The organism is Marinobacter sp. bablab_jr008 (genome assembly GCF_016464145.1).
GTDB classification, from domain to species: Bacteria; Pseudomonadota; Gammaproteobacteria; order Pseudomonadales; family Oleiphilaceae; genus Marinobacter; species Marinobacter nauticus.
This window is the reverse complement of record NZ_JACDWW010000037.1, coordinates 196297-212031: the sequence shown is the minus strand read 5'-3', so window position 1 is coordinate 212031 and position 15735 is coordinate 196297. Positions and strand designations below refer to the sequence as shown.

15 protein-coding genes are annotated in these 15735 nt (G+C 56.6%); 5 read left to right on the top strand and 10 right to left on the bottom strand.

What is annotated here, in order from left to right; translation table 11 throughout:
• Positions 1-8 precede the first annotated feature (8 nt).
• The 3 genes from flgC to JIF53_RS03075 form a co-directional block, all read right to left on the bottom strand.
• On the bottom strand, positions 9-458 hold the full coding sequence (gene flgC, locus JIF53_RS03085; RefSeq protein ID WP_022992507.1) for a flagellar basal body rod protein FlgC: 450 nt from the start codon (positions 456-458) through the stop codon (positions 9-11).
• Positions 459-491: 33 nt separating this feature from the next.
• A complete protein-coding gene (gene flgB, locus JIF53_RS03080) occupies positions 492-890 on the bottom strand; it encodes a flagellar basal body rod protein FlgB (RefSeq protein WP_011784611.1) in 399 nt (132 codons plus the stop codon).
• A gap of 216 nt (positions 891-1106) precedes the next feature.
• The gene (locus JIF53_RS03075) at positions 1107-1688 is read right to left on the bottom strand and encodes a nitroreductase (RefSeq protein WP_023008191.1); all 582 of its coding nucleotides are present in this window, start codon (positions 1686-1688) and stop codon (positions 1107-1109) included.
• A gap of 173 nt (positions 1689-1861) precedes the next feature.
• On the opposite strand from JIF53_RS03075, the gene JIF53_RS03070 reads away from it, so the two are divergent.
• On the top strand, positions 1862-3301 hold the full coding sequence (locus tag JIF53_RS03070) for an adenylate/guanylate cyclase domain-containing protein (protein ID WP_023011069.1): 1440 nt from the start codon (positions 1862-1864) through the stop codon (positions 3299-3301).
• 9 nt (positions 3302-3310) lie between these two features.
• Here JIF53_RS03070 and queF read toward each other — a convergent pair whose 3' ends face one another.
• The 3 genes from queF to JIF53_RS03055 are packed head-to-tail and all read right to left on the bottom strand — an operon-like array spanning position 3311 to position 5868.
• Positions 3311-4129, bottom strand: a complete 819-nt coding sequence (gene queF, locus JIF53_RS03065; protein ID WP_014421759.1) for an NADPH-dependent 7-cyano-7-deazaguanine reductase QueF — start codon at positions 4127-4129, stop codon at positions 3311-3313.
• A gap of 18 nt (positions 4130-4147) precedes the next feature.
• The gene (locus tag JIF53_RS03060) at positions 4148-4921 is read right to left on the bottom strand and encodes an ABC transporter permease (RefSeq protein ID WP_022992510.1); all 774 of its coding nucleotides are present in this window, start codon (positions 4919-4921) and stop codon (positions 4148-4150) included.
• Positions 4918-5868 (bottom strand): ABC transporter ATP-binding protein, encoded by a 951-nt coding sequence (locus tag JIF53_RS03055; RefSeq protein WP_023011070.1) that lies wholly within the window; start codon positions 5866-5868, stop codon positions 4918-4920. Before JIF53_RS03055 ends, JIF53_RS03060 begins: the two co-directional genes overlap by 4 nt.
• Before the next feature lie 248 nt (positions 5869-6116).
• On the opposite strand from JIF53_RS03055, the gene JIF53_RS03050 reads away from it, so the two are divergent.
• Positions 6117-7232 carry an organic solvent ABC transporter permease gene (locus tag JIF53_RS03050; RefSeq protein WP_199451812.1) on the top strand — a complete coding sequence of 372 codons (1116 nt, stop codon included), beginning with the start codon at positions 6117-6119 and terminating at the stop codon, positions 7230-7232.
• Here JIF53_RS03050 and JIF53_RS03045 read toward each other — a convergent pair.
• The 3 genes from JIF53_RS03045 to JIF53_RS03035 form a co-directional block, all read right to left on the bottom strand.
• Positions 7222-8529: an HD-GYP domain-containing protein gene (locus JIF53_RS03045; RefSeq protein WP_199451811.1), complete on the bottom strand. Its 1308-nt coding sequence runs from the start codon at positions 8527-8529 to the stop codon at positions 7222-7224. The two genes, JIF53_RS03050 and JIF53_RS03045, sit on opposite strands and share 11 nt — an antisense overlap.
• Positions 8530-8706: 177 nt before the next feature.
• On the bottom strand, positions 8707-9303 hold the full coding sequence (locus JIF53_RS03040; protein WP_199451810.1) for a hypothetical protein: 597 nt from the start codon (positions 9301-9303) through the stop codon (positions 8707-8709).
• A 62-nt stretch (positions 9304-9365) separates the two neighbouring features.
• Entirely contained in the window at positions 9366-9644 is a 279-nt protein-coding gene (locus JIF53_RS03035) for a PilZ domain-containing protein (protein ID WP_011784602.1), read from the bottom strand.
• 194 nt (positions 9645-9838) lie between these two features.
• On the opposite strand from JIF53_RS03035, the gene JIF53_RS03030 reads away from it, so the two are divergent.
• Positions 9839-10852 (top strand): Fe(3+) ABC transporter substrate-binding protein, encoded by a 1014-nt coding sequence (locus JIF53_RS03030; RefSeq protein ID WP_014421765.1) that lies wholly within the window; start codon positions 9839-9841, stop codon positions 10850-10852.
• Positions 10853-11002: 150 nt separating this feature from the next.
• Positions 11003-12691, top strand: coding sequence for an ABC transporter permease (locus tag JIF53_RS03025; RefSeq protein ID WP_113879650.1), 1689 nt, complete (start codon positions 11003-11005; stop codon positions 12689-12691).
• A gap of 84 nt (positions 12692-12775) precedes the next feature.
• On the opposite strand, the gene JIF53_RS03020 is transcribed toward JIF53_RS03025, so the two are convergent.
• Complete coding sequence (locus JIF53_RS03020) at positions 12776-14443, bottom strand: AMP-binding protein (protein ID WP_199451809.1); 1668 nt, start codon at positions 14441-14443, stop codon at positions 12776-12778.
• Between the two features lie 268 nt (positions 14444-14711).
• Here JIF53_RS03020 and JIF53_RS03015 point away from each other — a divergent pair, with 268 nt between their 5' ends.
• On the top strand, positions 14712-15686 hold the full coding sequence (locus JIF53_RS03015) for an ABC transporter substrate-binding protein (RefSeq protein WP_014421768.1): 975 nt from the start codon (positions 14712-14714) through the stop codon (positions 15684-15686).
• Positions 15687-15735: the final 49 nt, after the last annotated feature.

Sequence of the window (15735 nt, the reverse complement as noted above, 5' to 3'; positions counted from 1 at the left end):
CTCACTTGTTACTGCTGACCCAGTGTCAGAATTCGCTGCATCATGGATTTGGCGGTGTTCATGACATCCACATTCATCTGAAAACTGCGGGACGACGACATCATGTCCGCCATTTCCTCAACCACGTTCACGTTGGGGTAATAAACGTACCCTTCCTCGTTCGCGGCAGGGTGATTCGGCTCATAGCGCATCTGCAGTTCTGCATCGCTCTCGACAATCCCCTCAACGCGAACACCTGCCCCGGCCCCCTCTTCGGAACCAATACCAAATCCCTGCTGATCAGGGTTCAGCATGGCCTGCTGAATAGCGGCAAACACCGGTTTGCGGGCACGGTACGTTGTATCCGTGCTCGAACTGGCGGTTTCTGCGTTGGCAATGTTAGACGCGGTGGTGTTGAGCCGCAGTGACTGTGCGGTCATGCCGGAACCGGCGATGTCGAAAATGTTACCCAGTGACATGACAATCTCCTTCAATCTCGTACGGACTGCGGCTTATTCGCCCTTCAGCGCCTTGGTCAGGCCGGAAAACCGACTACTCAGGAACTGGAAGCTGGCCTGGTAATCCATGGCGTTGCGCATGAAACGGGTCTGCTCGGCCTGCGCATCCACGGTATTGCCATCAATTGATGGCTGGTGCGGGGTACGGTACAGCAGCTCGCCGTCAGCGCCAGGGCTGGAGGTGTCCATATGGCCACTGTGGGTCGTGGTCATACCAAAGCCCGTCATGGAATCCTGCGCCTTCTGCATCATCGCCTGGAAATCCACGTCGCGGGCTTTGTAGCCCGGGGTGTCGGCATTTGCCAAGTTGTTCGCCAGCACTTCGGCCCGCTTGACCCGCGCCTGCAGCGCGTGCTCATGAATACCAAGCGCTTTGTCGAATGTAATAGCCATTACTGCCTCCAGATCTTTGCACCGACCAGGCTGAACCTGTGAACTTGCCGGTTTTGCGTTCTGAAGTGATTAAAGCAAGCAGAGTGCCAGAATTGAAAAAGCCCGCTGTAATGCGGGCTTCGAAGAGGGCTGTCTAATAAATGAGCGGCAAATTCCGGTTAAACGCAACGAGGGCGGCAACGGGTTTCCCCAGGCGGACTTGCCGCTGATCGAGGCTCAGACTTGCCAGGGGGAAGTGCGCCCTGGCGCGGCCCACCTTGAGACATACTCTTTGGTATCGGGCCGGGGCACCGATGGTTTCTCACTGGCAACGGTACCGGTATAGAGGAAACCGATAATGGACTCGCCCGGCAGCAGCCTAAGACCGTCATGCAGCGACGGATGATAAGCCACAGGCCCGGTTCGCCACATGGCGCCGTAGCCGGCATCATTCAGCGCCAGGGAGATAAAACTCATACCGGCCGCTGCCGACATTACCTGCTCCACCTCCGGCACCTTCGGATGATGACGGGGCGACGCAATACCGACAATAATCATGGGTGCACGAGCCGGAGCATTCCGGGCCTTCTCACGCTCCTTATCAGAAGCGTCCGGCGGGCAGCATTCAGCAAACAGGTCGCCCAGAGCTGCCAGGCCTTCCCCCTCTATCACGAGATAACGCCAGGGCCTCAACAACGCATGATCCGGGGCCCGGGCCGCGCACCGGAAGGCCTGATCAACCACAGACACCGGTGGTGCCGGTGCCTGCAAACGGGGCTCCGAAGCACGATCCAGAATAAAACGGGTTATCGAACTCATACAGTCTCGCTGTTGATTGGTTGCATGATTTTCGGTTGGGCCGGAAGCGGCCCCGATGAATTGTGAGTTCTACGTAATGCTGTTAATCTTTAGTCGTAGTTCAAACCAACAATTATAAAGAATCGGCAGCATACAATGAGCGACATACTTATCGGAAGGATCCGGTTCTGAAAATGATGAGCGCACCCGCTGAATTACGCAGCATAACCGGCAATACCGGCAAGCTGGGGCAAGGCGACATCTACGACCACACGGTGGCGATTCCACCGATGCCCGATTACAACGGTCGGATACTGGCCTACACCGCCACTGCCGCCATTATTGTCACGGGTGTCCTTCAGGATGTGTTTCCCCAATTGCTTCTCTGGATGGTGGCTGGCGCTCTGATCTGGCCACACCTCGCGCACGTGCTTACACGGCGAACCTTCCTGCGACGTTCAGCCCGGATTCGGCAAAAAATGCTGTTCCTCGACTGCATAATCGGAGGCAGCTTTATTGGCTTGATCGGATTGATCGCCATTCCGTCGGTATCGGTTGTCCTGATGCTGATGTTCAGCTGTCTGATCGTGGGCGGCGTCAGGCAATGGTTGTTCGGCACAGCGCTCATGTCTGCCGCCATGGCCGCCACAGTGGCGGCAACCGGCACCGCCGCCAATCTGGAAGCCCCCCTGCTCACCAGCATCGTCGCCATTTTGGCCACAGGCACGTACATCTGCGTTACCGCCTATTACTCACACCAGCAGGCCCGGGCCCTGCTGCTGGCAAAGACCCAGATTCAGAACCAGCGGGAACAGTCCATCGCCCTGTCCCACAAGCTCTCGAAATACCTGTCGCCTCAGGTCTGGCAGTCCATCTTTACCGGGGAACGGGATGTTCGGCTTGAAACCCAGCGCAAGAAACTGGCAGTGTTTTTCTCAGACATAAAAGGCTTTACTGAACTGTCGGAGGAGATGGAGCCGGAAGCCCTTACCGAGCTTCTGAATCACTACTTCAACGAAATGTCAGAGGTCGCCCTGAAATACGGCGGCACCATCGACAAGTTTGTCGGCGATTCCATCATGGTGTTCTTTGGCGATCCGACCAGTCGCGGCCAGAAAGAAGATGCGTTCTCGTGTGTGTCCATGGCCATCGAGATGCGCAAACACATGAAGATCATGCGCCAGAAATGGCGCAGCCTGGGCATCAAGACGCCCCTGGAAATCCGCATGGGCATCAGTACCGGCTACACCACGGTTGGTAACTTCGGCGCCGAAAACCGGATGGATTACACCATTATCGGCAAGGAAGTGAACCTCGCCAGCCGACTGGAGTCCCTGGCGGAACCAGGCGAGATTCTGGTGTCGTATGAGACCTTCTCGCTGATCAAAGACCGCATTATGTGCCGGGACAAGGGCGAGATTACCGTAAAAGGCTTTGGCAAGCCGGTGCCCATCTACGAGGTGGTGGATTTCCGGCGCGACATGGGGCCTCACCGTAGCTTCCTGGAACACGAACACAGCGGCTTTGCCATGTACCTGGATTCCGATAAGGTCACCGAACGGGAGCGCAAAGCCATACTCAGCGCCCTCGAAGACGCAGCCGACCGACTGCGTCAGGAAGACGATACCGAATAGCCGAGCCTGCTACTGCCTAACCAGCCGCGGCCCCGGACCATCTTCAGCACATGTGCTGCGCCAGGGGTTGATATCCAGGCCACCACGCCGGGTGTAACGGGCGCACACCATCAAGGATTCCGGCTGACACCTCGCCATCAAGTCAGTAAAGATGGTTTCAACACAATGTTCGTGAAAATCCTGTTTCTGACGGAAGCTCACGATATAGCGCAGCAACCCTGCCCGATCAATCTTCCTCCCGGAATAGCGAATCAGTACCGTGGCCCAGTCGGGTTGGCCGGTCACTGGACAGTTGCTTTTCAGAAGATGTGAACACAAGCCTTCACTGACCACCGGCTCGCTGGTTGTCAGCGACTCAGGCGCATAGTCGTAGGCCACCTGCTCTAGCGTTTCATCATCGATCAACTCGTATCCTTCGGGCCGGCCGATTGCAGGCGCTGAGTCATCCACACTCAGAAGCGTCACATCCACCGCCGCACCACAGGCACTCGAAAGATCCTGGGTAATGGTCTCGGCCACTTGATCCGGAGACGAGAACACCGCCTGATTCAGAGAGTTCAGGTACAACTTCAGGGATTTGCTCTCAATAATGGCAGGCGATGCCGCAGGAAACCGGATTTCTCCCCAGGCCACGGCCGGTACACCGCCGGGCTTCAGCCAGGAGATTTCCCACGCCTGCCACATGTCCTCGCCAAACCAGGGCCAGCGACCATCGTCCAGGCCGATTCGCCGGCGGTTTTCTTCCCGGGCCACCGGGAACAGCAGAGACGGATCATACTGATCAGGGTATTCACTGGACTTGCCCAGTGGCGCGTTATCAAGAGCCATATCAGTTCCGGAATTAAATCAGTGTCGAATGCCCTTGCCACGGGCAAGCATGCGCAAGGCAACCGCCGCCAGCAAGACGATGAAAACCAGAATCATACCAAGAGACACGAACGGATTAACGTCCGAAACACCCAGTATGCCGAAGCGAAAACCGTTAACCATATACAGGATCGGATTCGCCATGGACACGCCCTGCCAGAACGACGGCAGCATGTCGATGCTGTAGAACACACCCCCAAGGTAAGTCAGCGGCGTCAGCACAAAGGTCGGGACAATGGAAATGTCATCAAACTTGGTCGCCAGCATGGCGTTGATGAAGCCACCCAGAGAGAACAGCGCCGACGTGAGAATCACCGTGATGATCACCATCAGCAGGTTATGAATACTCAACTGGGTGAATGCCAGCGACAGCAATGTCACGATCAGGCCAATACTCAGCCCCCTGGCCATGCCCCCGGCCACATAGCCCGCCAGGATGGTCCAGTTCGGCACCGGCGACACGAGCAATTCCTCAATACTGCGCTGGAACTTCATAGAGAAAAAGGACGACACCACATTGGAGTAGGAATTGGTGATCACCGCCATCATAATCAGGCCCGGCACAATGAACTGCATATAGTCGTAGCCGCCCATTTCACCGATGCGGGAACCAATCAGGTTGCCAAAAATAATAAAATACAGCGTCATCGTGACGGCCGGCGGCAACAGCGTCTGCGGCCAGATCCGGGTAAAGCGCCGAACCTCGCGGGTAACGATGGTTGTAAAGGCTGTCCACAGTGCTTGCGGTGTCATGCTGTCACCTCGCTGGCTTTCTCTGCCTCCCGGGCGTTCTCCTCAACCATGCGAACGAACAGCTCTTCCAGCCGGTTGGCCTTGGTTCGCATGCTCAGCACCCGAATACCAAGATTCTCCAGTTCGATAAACAGAGCGTTCAAACCCTGTCCCTTGGCAACTTCCACTTCAAGCGCACCATCGTCATCCAGGCTGGCGTTGAACCCACTCAGTTCAGGGGCCTTCTCTAACGGCTGCTCGGTATCCAGTACAAAGGTTTCTACACTGAGCTGTTGCAGCAGTTCCCGCTTGCTGGTGTGCCTGATGATTTCCCCGTGATCAATAATGGCAATGTTGCGGCAAAGCGCTTCCGCCTCCTCCAGATAGTGGGTGGTCAGAATGATAGTGGTGCCCTGGCGGTTCATCTCTTCCAGGAATTGCCACATGGAACGGCGCAACTCGATATCCACACCGGCCGTCGGCTCATCAAGAATCAGCAATCTGGGCTCATGTACCAGTGCCCGGGCGATCATCAGGCGGCGTTTCATACCACCCGACAACATCCTGGCCGGTGTGTTGCGCTTGTCCCAGAGCCCGAGCTTCTTCAGATACTTTTCCGCAGACACCCGTGCGGTTTTCAGGGGTATGCCGTAATAACCAGCCTGCGTGGTGACGATATCTTCCACCTTCTCGAACTGGTTAAAATTGAATTCCTGTGGAACCACACCCAGGGAGAGCTTGGCGCTTGAGAGGTCTGTATCGATATCATGGCCGAACACTCTGACCTTGCCGCCCGACTTGTTTACCAGAGAGGAAACAATCCCAAGAGTGGTCGACTTGCCGGCCCCGTTTGGGCCCAGCAAGGCGAAAAAATCGCCTTCCCGAACGTGCAGATCAATGCCTTTGAGGGCCTGAAAACCATCGCTGTAGTTCTTGGTCAGCCCTTCAATGTCCAGTGCGTAGGTCATACACCCCACCGTTGTTCAGAAACCGGGCTCCAGAGGAGCTAAAAAGATAGAGAGCTATTTGATTGAGGCAACGCCGGAAAATTCAAGGGACGAAGCCAATTAAAGCCAGGTGCCCCAAACCCTCAAACTGCGACAGGATTCCCGATATAGCCGAAGTGCCATCCCTATAATGCGGTTACAACAACTTACAAATCGGACACCGGCCACCGGATGCTCCAGGTCAACGCGAAGGGATTGTACGAAACGCCATGAAACTCGTTCACCTCACCCGCTTTATTCTGCCACTCTCTGCAGCCATCGCCCTGACCGGCTGCTTCGATAGTGGCAGCAGCTCCGGATCCGACGATACCCGCACCGGGCGAATTCATTTCCAGGGCGTTGGTGGGCTGACCTACCAGACTGCCAGTCAGTCCGGAAAGACCAACACCCGTGGCGAGTTCCGTTACTACCCCGGCGAAACACTCTCGGTCAAAGTCGGCAACCTCCCCATCGCGGAGGGTATTCCAGCCAGGGAATACGTTACCTTCCTGGAATTTCAGGAAGACACACGCACCGCGCTGCAAACGCCGGGCGTAGACGATGAGGGGCTGAGCAGCCACCAGGTTCGTGAACAGCTGCTGTTTGAGAACAGCACACTGATGAACCTGTCCCGTTTCCTTCTGGCCCTGAACTGGACCGAGAACGTAGACGACGACGAGGGCATCGACATCCGCGAGCGAGTCATCAACCAGCTCAACCAGGCGCTTGATGATCCTAACCTGCCGAACACCATAGATTTCAATGTCAGCATCGGCGAGTTTACCGCCGAGAATTCGCCGGCCAACCAGATCCTGGCGGAGATCTGCTTCCACCCGAAAGACGACCCACTGTGCGGTGAGCCGCCAACCCAGGAGGAAATCGACAACGCCGATGACCGCCCTGTAGATGGTGAGCTGGATCCTGATATCGACTACAAGGAAGATCTGGAGGCGCTCCGGGAACGAATTCTCCAGTCTGTGCGCAACATGGATGAATTCGACAACGAACAGGCCCGCAATTACCTTCGCAGAGAGCTCGCCGCTATAACCCGGAAGTTATCAAGGCAGTACTACCTGTCACCGGAAGACGCCACACACGCCGCCGGCGACACCAGCATCAAGTCCGTGAAAGTCAAAAAGATCAGGGGGGACGCTCAACTGGCCCAGCTGCAGGCCCAAAGCACACGCCCAACCGACGTTTATGTTAACGCCGAAAGCTGGCAAGAGGCAGAAGTGGAGTACGTGGTCGACGGCCCCACAGGCGGTGAATCAGAAATTCTGGTGAACTTCCGGCCGGAGGGCACCTATCGCTGGGTGCGCAAGCAGATACGCGTACTTATCGATTAATCAGTTTACCCAGCGACCAGCGGGACTCGGCACCGGTTACATCGTAGCCGGCCGGGTCCAGGCCCTCGGTGCCGTGGGGCAAACACTCGCGCACGGTCAGCAACTCCGAAGCGCCTCGGGACTCATTGTGCCGGGCCAGATCAACAATCTTTGCGGATTTCAGCGGCCGATGCTCGGCGTCCTGCATGACCATCACACTGGGCCACAACCGCCTTCCCGGAGAGTGAGATACTACAATCCCACGCTGGCCATCGGAAAGTTCCACCAAGGTGCCGGTCGGGTAAACACCCACACCCTGAATAAAGGCCTCTACAAGATCTTCCTGGAACTCGATGTTGCGCATGTCGTAGAGCAGCGATACCGCTTTTGCCGGTGTCATGGGATCCTGATCATCCCTGGGCGCAATCAAAGACTCGAAGAATTCAGCGATACCTGCAACCTTTGCCAACAGCGGGATACGGTCGCCACGAATACCCTGGGGAAAGCCCGAACCATTGTGCCGCTCGCGGTGCCCCTGAACCACGCTCATAACGGCTCTGGAGAGACCCGCGCCTTCCAGCATCTGACAACCACGTTCCACATAGGTGCGATAAGTCGCGTATTCTTCAGTGGATAGACGGTGCTCTCGGGCCAGCATCTCTTTAGGCAATGCGGTCTTACCCACCTGCGACAAGAGACACCCTGCCCCCAGATGGTTCAGGAGCCCTTCGTTCAATCCTAGCTGCCGGCCACACACCAGAGCCCATACTGCGGTATTCAAGGCATGCCGATACACAAAGTCATCGTACTGGCGGGTGCGGCTCAACCACAAAAGCGCGTTCGGCTGGCGAACAACGCTCTCTACCATGCGACGGGTGACGTCCGCAGCCGGGCGCAGATCCGGCACCTGATCGTCCTGAACGGTCTCGAACATACGGCTTAATGCCAATTCCGCATCGTTAAGGAGCTTGCGGGATGCTTTGAGTTCTTTACGAAGGGGGGCATCATTCTTGTAAACAACTGGTTCACGAATGCTCAGTGGCGCCAGTTGCATTTCCTCACGACCACCCGCACGGGTGTTAGAACGTCGGGCAAAGGGGCGAACCTTGTCGGGCCCGAGGGTGATTTCCTCGCGGGTTTCCGCCACATCGACCATCACCCACTTACAGTGGGAGACAACGGCCTTCAGATCGTTTTCGGAACGAAGGTAAAAGCCCTGGATGGGAAACGGTGTTTGATGCCAGGGGCGATCAAGATCAGACACGAACATGCCGATCTCAAGATCATGTGCCGCAATTTTTTTCTGACGAACGCCCACTAGACACCTCAGGAACAGGGATTCTTTGACAGTTCCCAGTTTGCCACGCTAACGGCAAGACACCATTACTATTTGGTAGCGAACCGTCACCAAAGCGCAACCAGTCGTAACTCAGATTTTCACTCGGCAACGAAATGTATCACCGTGACCAAGCTCACAGGAAAAAGCAGACAGACTTCAATATTCCAGGCACTGAGTCTCGTCAAAATCCGGCAGACGCGCATTCAAAGAGCCCCGGGGCACCTTCCTAGCATAAACCGTATAGGCGACTGCAGACGGACGAATGTAATCAACATTCACCTCTTCGCCACCCTTCATCAGGGTTGCCCTCGCAGGGTGGCAGGAAACCAGAAGCTCAAAGCGGCTGCCGACATCGGCCACCCGGCCTTCTCCCTGCTGCGTTTTTACCGTGAGACAGGAAGACTGCCCTGTGGCTGGCGAACCTGTTGCCGCCAAGACATCCAGCGAGGGGTCTCCACAAGCACGAATGCCATCACCACAATCACCAGCACTGTCATGACTGCTGTCGGCAATACGCCAGACCCGTTCACTACACTGGGTTTCCAGTTTCATGGTGGTGGCCTGATTACGGCCCGGCCACCACTCTGGATACTCCTCGCTTTGCCAGTTCACCCGCACCTGCCGGGTTTCACCCGCGGAATTCTCCGCGGGGAACATGGCATAGTGGGTATAGTAGCTGGCGCATCCTGATAGCATTGCCATCGGCACAACAAACACCGAGGCCATCAATCTCAAGTACGCGGGTGCACTCATCAGGCAAGACCTTTTCTTTTAACTGCGTCCATTATCGCCATCATGGAATCCACTTCCGCCAACTATTCGGCAGTATCGGCAAACTGCAACCCAAAGCCATCAATAGTACGGCGCACCACCACCATATCCAGAATGGGTGCCGGCACAGGAAGCCCCTGCACCTGAACGGTCACGCAATCGCCTATGGAGGGCTCAAACACCTGTTCTCCCAACACAATGAACACACCGCCATCTGAGATGTCACGGGTAGAGAAAACGAATTCTCCCAGCTGCTCATGGACCAACTTCACTTTTGCACTCATTGCCGTGCGGCTATGCTCTCTGCGATCACTACCGACCATGCTCGGAAACCCTGCCATTTGCTGCCTTCTTATAGTGTTCTGAAGCATAACACTATTTTCTGAAAAATATCCCCGAAGGGTTATTGACTCATTCGCGGTTAGCAATGAGAATAGTTGTCGTTTTTAACTGCCTGTCAAATTCGATTACAGGCGAACGTTCACCTTTTAGCAACGCGACAGAAAGGATCACCACTATGCGAATGAAACTTGCCGCAACTGCCGCCATCGCTCTGGCCGCCATGCCACTGTCTGCCTCTGCCGACGGCGAGGTCAACATCTACTCCTACCGTCAGGCTTACCTGCTGGAACCGCTGCTCAACGCCTTCACCGAAGAAACCGGCATTGAAGCGAACGTTGTCTTTGCCAAGCAAGGTCTGGCCGAGCGCCTGGAGCGTGAAGGCCGCAACAGCCCGGCAGACGTGGTGATGACGGTCGACATTTCCCGCATCAACGAACTGGTTGAGAAAGACCTCGTTGCCGGCGTTGAGACCGACACGCTGCAGGAGAACATTCCGGAGAACCTGCGCCACCCGGAAGGTAAGTGGTACGCCCTGACCACTCGTGGTCGCCTGATCTTCGCATCCAAGGATCGCGTTGAAGAGGGTGAGATCACCACATACGAGCAACTGGCTGATGACAAGTGGGAAGGCCGCATCTGTACCCGCAGCGGCAAGCACCCGTACAACATCGCCCTGATCTCCTCCATGATCGCCCACCACGGTGAAGAGAAGACCGAAGAGTGGCTGCAAGGCGTCAAAGAAAACCTGGCACGCAAACCCCAGGGTGGCGATCGCGACCAGATCAAAGCCATCGCTGAAGGCGTCTGCGACATTTCCATTGGCAACAGCTACTACTACGGCAACATGCTGATGGACGAAAACCAGCGCCCGATCGCCGAACAGGTTAACCTGGTATTCCCGAATGCCGAAGGTCGTGGCACTCACGTAAACATCAGTGGCATTTCCCTCACCAAGAGCGCGCCGAACAAGGACAATGCCATCAAGCTGATGGAATTCCTGTCCTCACCGGAAGCCCAGCGCATCTACGCGGAAGCCAACACCGAGTACCCGGCGAACCCGGAAGTGAAGCCTTCTGGCCTGGTAGCCGAGTGGGGTGAGATCAACCCGGACGATCTGTCACTGCAGGAAATCGCCAACAACCGCGAAGCGGCTGTGAAGCTGGTTGACCGCGTTGACTATGACGGCTGATCAGCCTCACACCAACCGGTAAACCGAAGGGTGTCCTGTCCAGGGCACCCTTTTTTGTTGGCCACAAACATGACCGCAGTCATTGCAGGGAAGCAACGCACTATCTAAAATCGCAACACTTCTCATCACCACTACGCTAACAGGATCACCATGACCGAGGTCGTTTCCAGTGCAAACCCGGGGCTCTCGCAACCGCTACTGGCAAAACGCACCTCAAAACGGTGGCTGATCAGCGCCGTCCTTACCACCGCTATTGTCGCGCTTCCAGTGCTGTCGGTGATCTTCCTGGCCCTGTTCCCGGACGAGAACATCTGGCCTCATCTGATTGAAACCACCCTGCCCCGCTACCTGACCACCACCATCAAGTTGATGGTCGGTGTGGGCGCGCTAACCCTGCTCATCGGACTGGCCACCGCCTGGGCCGTGACCATGTGCGAGTTCCCGGGCCGGAAATTCTTTGAATGGGCCCTGCTGCTGCCTTTTGCCGTACCGGCCTACGTGATTGCCTATGTCTACACCAGCCTGCTGGATTACGCCGGTCCCGTGCAGCGAGGCCTGCGTGAGTGGTTTGGCTGGCAGAACGCCAGCGATTACTGGTTTCCGGAAATCCGCAGCCTGGAAGGCGCCATCCTGATGATCGGCCTGGTACTCTACCCCTATGTGTACCTGCTGGGGCGAGCTGCCTTTCTTGAACAATCACCCTCACTGTTTGCCGTCAGCCGCAGCCTGGGTCATTCGGCACTGAGCACTTTCTTTCGGGTAGTTCTGCCCATTGCCCGGCCAGCCATTGCCGTGGGCCTTTCTCTGGTGCTGATGGAAACCCTGAACGATTTCGGTACCGTCGATTTCTTTGCCGTGCAAACCCTCACTCGCGGCCTGTTCGATACCTGGATGAACCTGGGTAATCTGGGCGGCGCGGCCCAGATCGCGACCACCATGCTCATTTTCGTGGTGATCCTGGTAACCCTGGAACGTTATTCACGGCGCCGCCAGCAACAATACGCGGCCCGCGACAACCGTGATCCGATTCATCGCTTCACCATGTCTTTCCCGCGCCAGATGATCTGTGTCGTCGTCTGCGCCGTGCCACTGATATTTGGCTTCATAATCCCCGGAGCCACCCTGGGCTATTACGCCTGGGAATACTTTGATGTCAGCTGGAACCCGGATTTTATTCAAAACACTTTTAACAGCCTGTTCCTGTCCAGCGCGGCAGCGCTCACCACCCTGATCATCGGCGTTACGCTGGCCTATAGCCGCCGTCTGCACAACACCCGTGGCATGCAGATCCTGATGCGCCTATCCAGTCTCGGTTACGCCATGCCCGGCGCAGTGCTGGCCGTGGGCGTCATCGTGCCACTGGCCGGCTTCGATAACTGGCTGGATTCCCTGATGCGGGATTATCTTGGCGTGAGCACCGGCCTGCTGCTGAGTGGAACGGCCTTTGCCCTGATTTTTGCCTACACCGTGCGTTTTCTGGCGGTGTCTGCCGGCAGTGTGGAGAGCGCCCTCCAGAAAATCACCCCCAGCATGGACATGGCCTCCCGTTCTCTTGGCCATACACCGGGCAAAACCCTGATCAACGTGCACCTGCCGATGCTGCGCGGAACCCTGGTCACCGCCGCTCTGGTAGTGTTTGTCGACTGCATGAAGGAACTGCCGGCCACCCTGATTCTTCGGCCCTTTAATTACGAGACCCTGGCCACCTACGTGTACCAGTTTGCCTCAGACGAACAGCTCTATCACAGCGCCCTTCCCGCCCTGATTATTGTGGTCGCCGGTATCATCCCCATCATTCTGATGAACCGGTCCATCTCCAATTCCAGAACCATGGCCTGACGGCCAGAAATATCGGAACGCCAGAAACAAGAAGGCCCGGCAGTTTGCCGGGCCTTCTTGCACTTACCTTGTAAGCCGTCGCCTTTACTGCCAGATAACCGGCTGCTTCTTGGCGTACCAGCTGTCCACTTTCGCCTGATAGGCGTCTTCCACCACGTTACGCTTAAGCTTGAGCGTCGGCGTCAGAAAGCTGTTCTCGATGGACCACTCATCGCTGACCACCGTAATGAAAGCCAACTGTTCGTGGGGATCTACAGTTTTGTTTACGTCCTGAATCAGCTGCCTGAAGCTTTCTTCCAACTCCTTGCGGAAGCTGTCGTCAGCAGCTTTCGGGCGAATCTCCTCACCCAGAACCACCAACGCGTGGGGCTGGGTCTGGTTGGCACCCGACACACACACCATTTCGATGGCATCGTGAGACATCAGGCGGTTCTCGATCGGCGCCGGCGCAATGTACTTGCCCTTGCTGGTCTTGAAGATCTCCTTGATGCGGCCGGTCAGCTTGAGACGGCCCATCTCGTCGATCTCGCCCTTGTCACCGGTACGCAGGAAGCCGTCCTCGGTGAAGGCTTCGGCGGTTTTCTCCTCGTCCTTGTAATAACCCATCATGGTGGCCGGGCTCTTGACCAGCACCTCGCCCTGCTCGCTGATCTTCACCTCAACGCCAGGCAGGGCTTCACCGACATAACCGGTACGGGTACGGCCCGGCTTGTTCATGTGAGAGTAGGCAAAGTTTTCGGACATGCCATAGCCTTCCAGCAGTTCCAGACCGAGATTGCGGTACCAGTCCAAAACATCGTTGGACAACGGCGCGGAACCGGAACCGGCCAGCTTCACCTTGTCCAGGCCCAGGCCTTTCAGCACCTTCTTCTTGATCAGCTTGTTCACTACCGGAATCTTCAGCAGGCGATCCAGCTTCTGCTTGGGCACTTTCTGTAAGACACCATGCTGGAACTTCACCCACAGGCGCGGAACCGAGAGGAAGAGCGTTGGCCGTGCCCGCTGAAGATCCTGAACGAAGGTGTCCAGAGACTCTGCAAAATAAAGCTGGAAGCCGGAATACAAAGAGCCCAGCTCCACAAAGGTGCGCTCAAATACATGAGCCAGCGGCAGGTAGGACAACATGCGCTCACCGGGCCCTACGCCCAGAGTCTCGATACCGCCAGCAGCGGCGAACGCCATGTTATTGAAGCTGAGCATAACGCCTTTCGGGCGACCGGTACTGCCAGAGGTGTACACGATGGTGGCCAACTCTTCCTGATCACGCCTGGTTTTGCCTTCCAGTGGCGGGTACTTGGCAACAATGTCATCCCAGGTCTCGAAATCGTTGGGCGGGCTCAGCGGATAGGAAATGCAGCGAACCGATTCCGGCACACCGGATTTCATGCTGTCCCAGTCATCCAGTTTACCCACGAACAACACGTCGCACTCGGCGTGGTTGAGGATGTAGTTCACGGTATCGGCGTTCAGGGTGGGATACAGCGGCACGGAAATGTGCCCGGCCATCCAGATGGCCCAGTCTGTCATCACCCACTGGGCGCAGTTCTTGGAAATCAGACCAATCCGGCTTTTCTCCGGCAGGTTCAGGGATTTCAGGTAAGCCGCCATCCGGCGTGCCTCATCAACAGCGCGGCCCCAGGTGTACTCAACCACCTTACCGTCGCCAATGGGCTGCGTCATATAAAGGGAATTAGGGCTGGTGGCCTCCCAATGGTAGACCATATCCAGGGGGAGCTTTTTCGTTGTGTCCATGGACCTTCCTGATTTGTCGTTATAGTTTCGGATTCGCTTTGTCGCGTTCTCGTATTATTAGACTTTAGTAGCCTATTTCAACACACCAGAGCCCGTCAAAACGTGATCCGTGCAAAATAATTTGCATCTGCAACCACTCAAACGCTCGTCGCAACAAACTGCGCCTTCCCCTACACCGATTGCCGCATGGCTGTGTTAAACTTGCGCACCTTGAATTTTTGCCCCCGGTTTCACGGGAAAAAACAGTAACTGACTCGGAGATGGGCATATGGCCAAGAAATCCCTGCGCACGCTGATCGGCGCCTCGCTGCTTGCCGCAGCAAGCCTGGTTCAAGCGGACGACCCCCGTGTTGTTGCCATCACACAGATTGTTGAACACCCGGCACTGGATGCCGTACATGAGGGCGTTAAGGACGAACTGGCCGAGCGAGGCTATCGCGAAGGCGAAAACCTGCGCCTGATGCACGAAAGTGCCCAGGGCAACTCAGCCATTGCCTCACAGATTGCCCGCAAGTTTGTGGGTGAAAACCCGGATGTAATCGTGGCCATTGCCACACCGTCTGCACAAACCGTTGCCGCTGCAGCGCGTAACGTGCCCGTGGTCTTCTCTGCCGTGACCGATCCGGTTGCCGCCAAACTGGTACAAAGCTGGGAAGCCCCTGGTGCCAACATCACCGGGGTAAGCGATATGCTGCCCATCGAGAAGCACCTGGACATGCTGCAGCGTGCAATGCCCGACGCCAAGCGCATCGGTACCGTTTACAACCCTGGCGAAGCCAACGCCGCCGCGCTGATTGAACTGCTGGAAGAACGCCTGCAGGCCCGCGGTCTGGAGCTGGTTAAAGGTGCGGCCACCAAGACTTCTGAAGTGCTGGGCGCAGCCCGCTCCCTGGTAGGCAAGGCCGACGCTATCTACCTGACCACCGATAACACCGTGATCAGTGCCGCCGAAGCGGTTATTTCCGTTGGCGAACGGGCCAAGATCCCGGTTTTTGCTGCCGACACTGCCACCGTTGAGCGTGGCGCGGTAGCCGCTTTGGGCTTCAACTATTACAACCACGGCCGCCAGACTGGCGCCATGGTCGCACGCGTACTGGAAGGTGCCGGCACAGCCGACATGCCGGTTGAAACCATGGAAGAACTGGATCTGTACGTGAACCCCGAGGCCGCCGAGCGCATGGGCGTCACTCTGCCCGAAGACCTCATCCAGGAAGCCGTCAAAGTCGTCAAAAACGACAAATAACGCCTGACCAACACGGGCGGACCCCAAAAGGGCCCGCCCGTTTTCTTTC

What these genes read in the sequence shown, in the direction of transcription:
- flgC (WP_022992507.1), bottom strand. Translation starts at nt 458, where the DNA reads ATGTCACTGGGTAACATTTTCGACATCGCCGGTTCCGGCATGACCGCA.
- flgB (WP_011784611.1), bottom strand. Translation starts at nt 890, where the DNA reads ATGGCTATTACATTCGACAAAGCGCTTGGTATTCATGAGCACGCGCTG.
- JIF53_RS03075 (WP_023008191.1), bottom strand. Translation starts at nt 1,688, where the DNA reads ATGAGTTCGATAACCCGTTTTATTCTGGATCGTGCTTCGGAGCCCCGT.
- JIF53_RS03070 (WP_023011069.1), top strand. Translation starts at nt 1,862, where the DNA reads ATGATGAGCGCACCCGCTGAATTACGCAGCATAACCGGCAATACCGGC.
- queF (WP_014421759.1), bottom strand. Translation starts at nt 4,129, where the DNA reads ATGGCTCTTGATAACGCGCCACTGGGCAAGTCCAGTGAATACCCTGAT.
- JIF53_RS03060 (WP_022992510.1), bottom strand. Translation starts at nt 4,921, where the DNA reads ATGACACCGCAAGCACTGTGGACAGCCTTTACAACCATCGTTACCCGC.
- JIF53_RS03055 (WP_023011070.1), bottom strand. Translation starts at nt 5,868, where the DNA reads ATGACCTACGCACTGGACATTGAAGGGCTGACCAAGAACTACAGCGAT.
- JIF53_RS03050 (WP_199451812.1), top strand. Translation starts at nt 6,117, where the DNA reads ATGAAACTCGTTCACCTCACCCGCTTTATTCTGCCACTCTCTGCAGCC.
- JIF53_RS03040 (WP_199451810.1), bottom strand. Translation starts at nt 9,303, where the DNA reads ATGAGTGCACCCGCGTACTTGAGATTGATGGCCTCGGTGTTTGTTGTG.
- JIF53_RS03035 (WP_011784602.1), bottom strand. Translation starts at nt 9,644, where the DNA reads ATGGTCGGTAGTGATCGCAGAGAGCATAGCCGCACGGCAATGAGTGCA.
- JIF53_RS03030 (WP_014421765.1), top strand. Translation starts at nt 9,839, where the DNA reads ATGCGAATGAAACTTGCCGCAACTGCCGCCATCGCTCTGGCCGCCATG.
- JIF53_RS03025 (WP_113879650.1), top strand. Translation starts at nt 11,003, where the DNA reads ATGACCGAGGTCGTTTCCAGTGCAAACCCGGGGCTCTCGCAACCGCTA.
- JIF53_RS03020 (WP_199451809.1), bottom strand. Translation starts at nt 14,443, where the DNA reads ATGGACACAACGAAAAAGCTCCCCCTGGATATGGTCTACCATTGGGAG.
- JIF53_RS03015 (WP_014421768.1), top strand. Translation starts at nt 14,712, where the DNA reads ATGGCCAAGAAATCCCTGCGCACGCTGATCGGCGCCTCGCTGCTTGCC.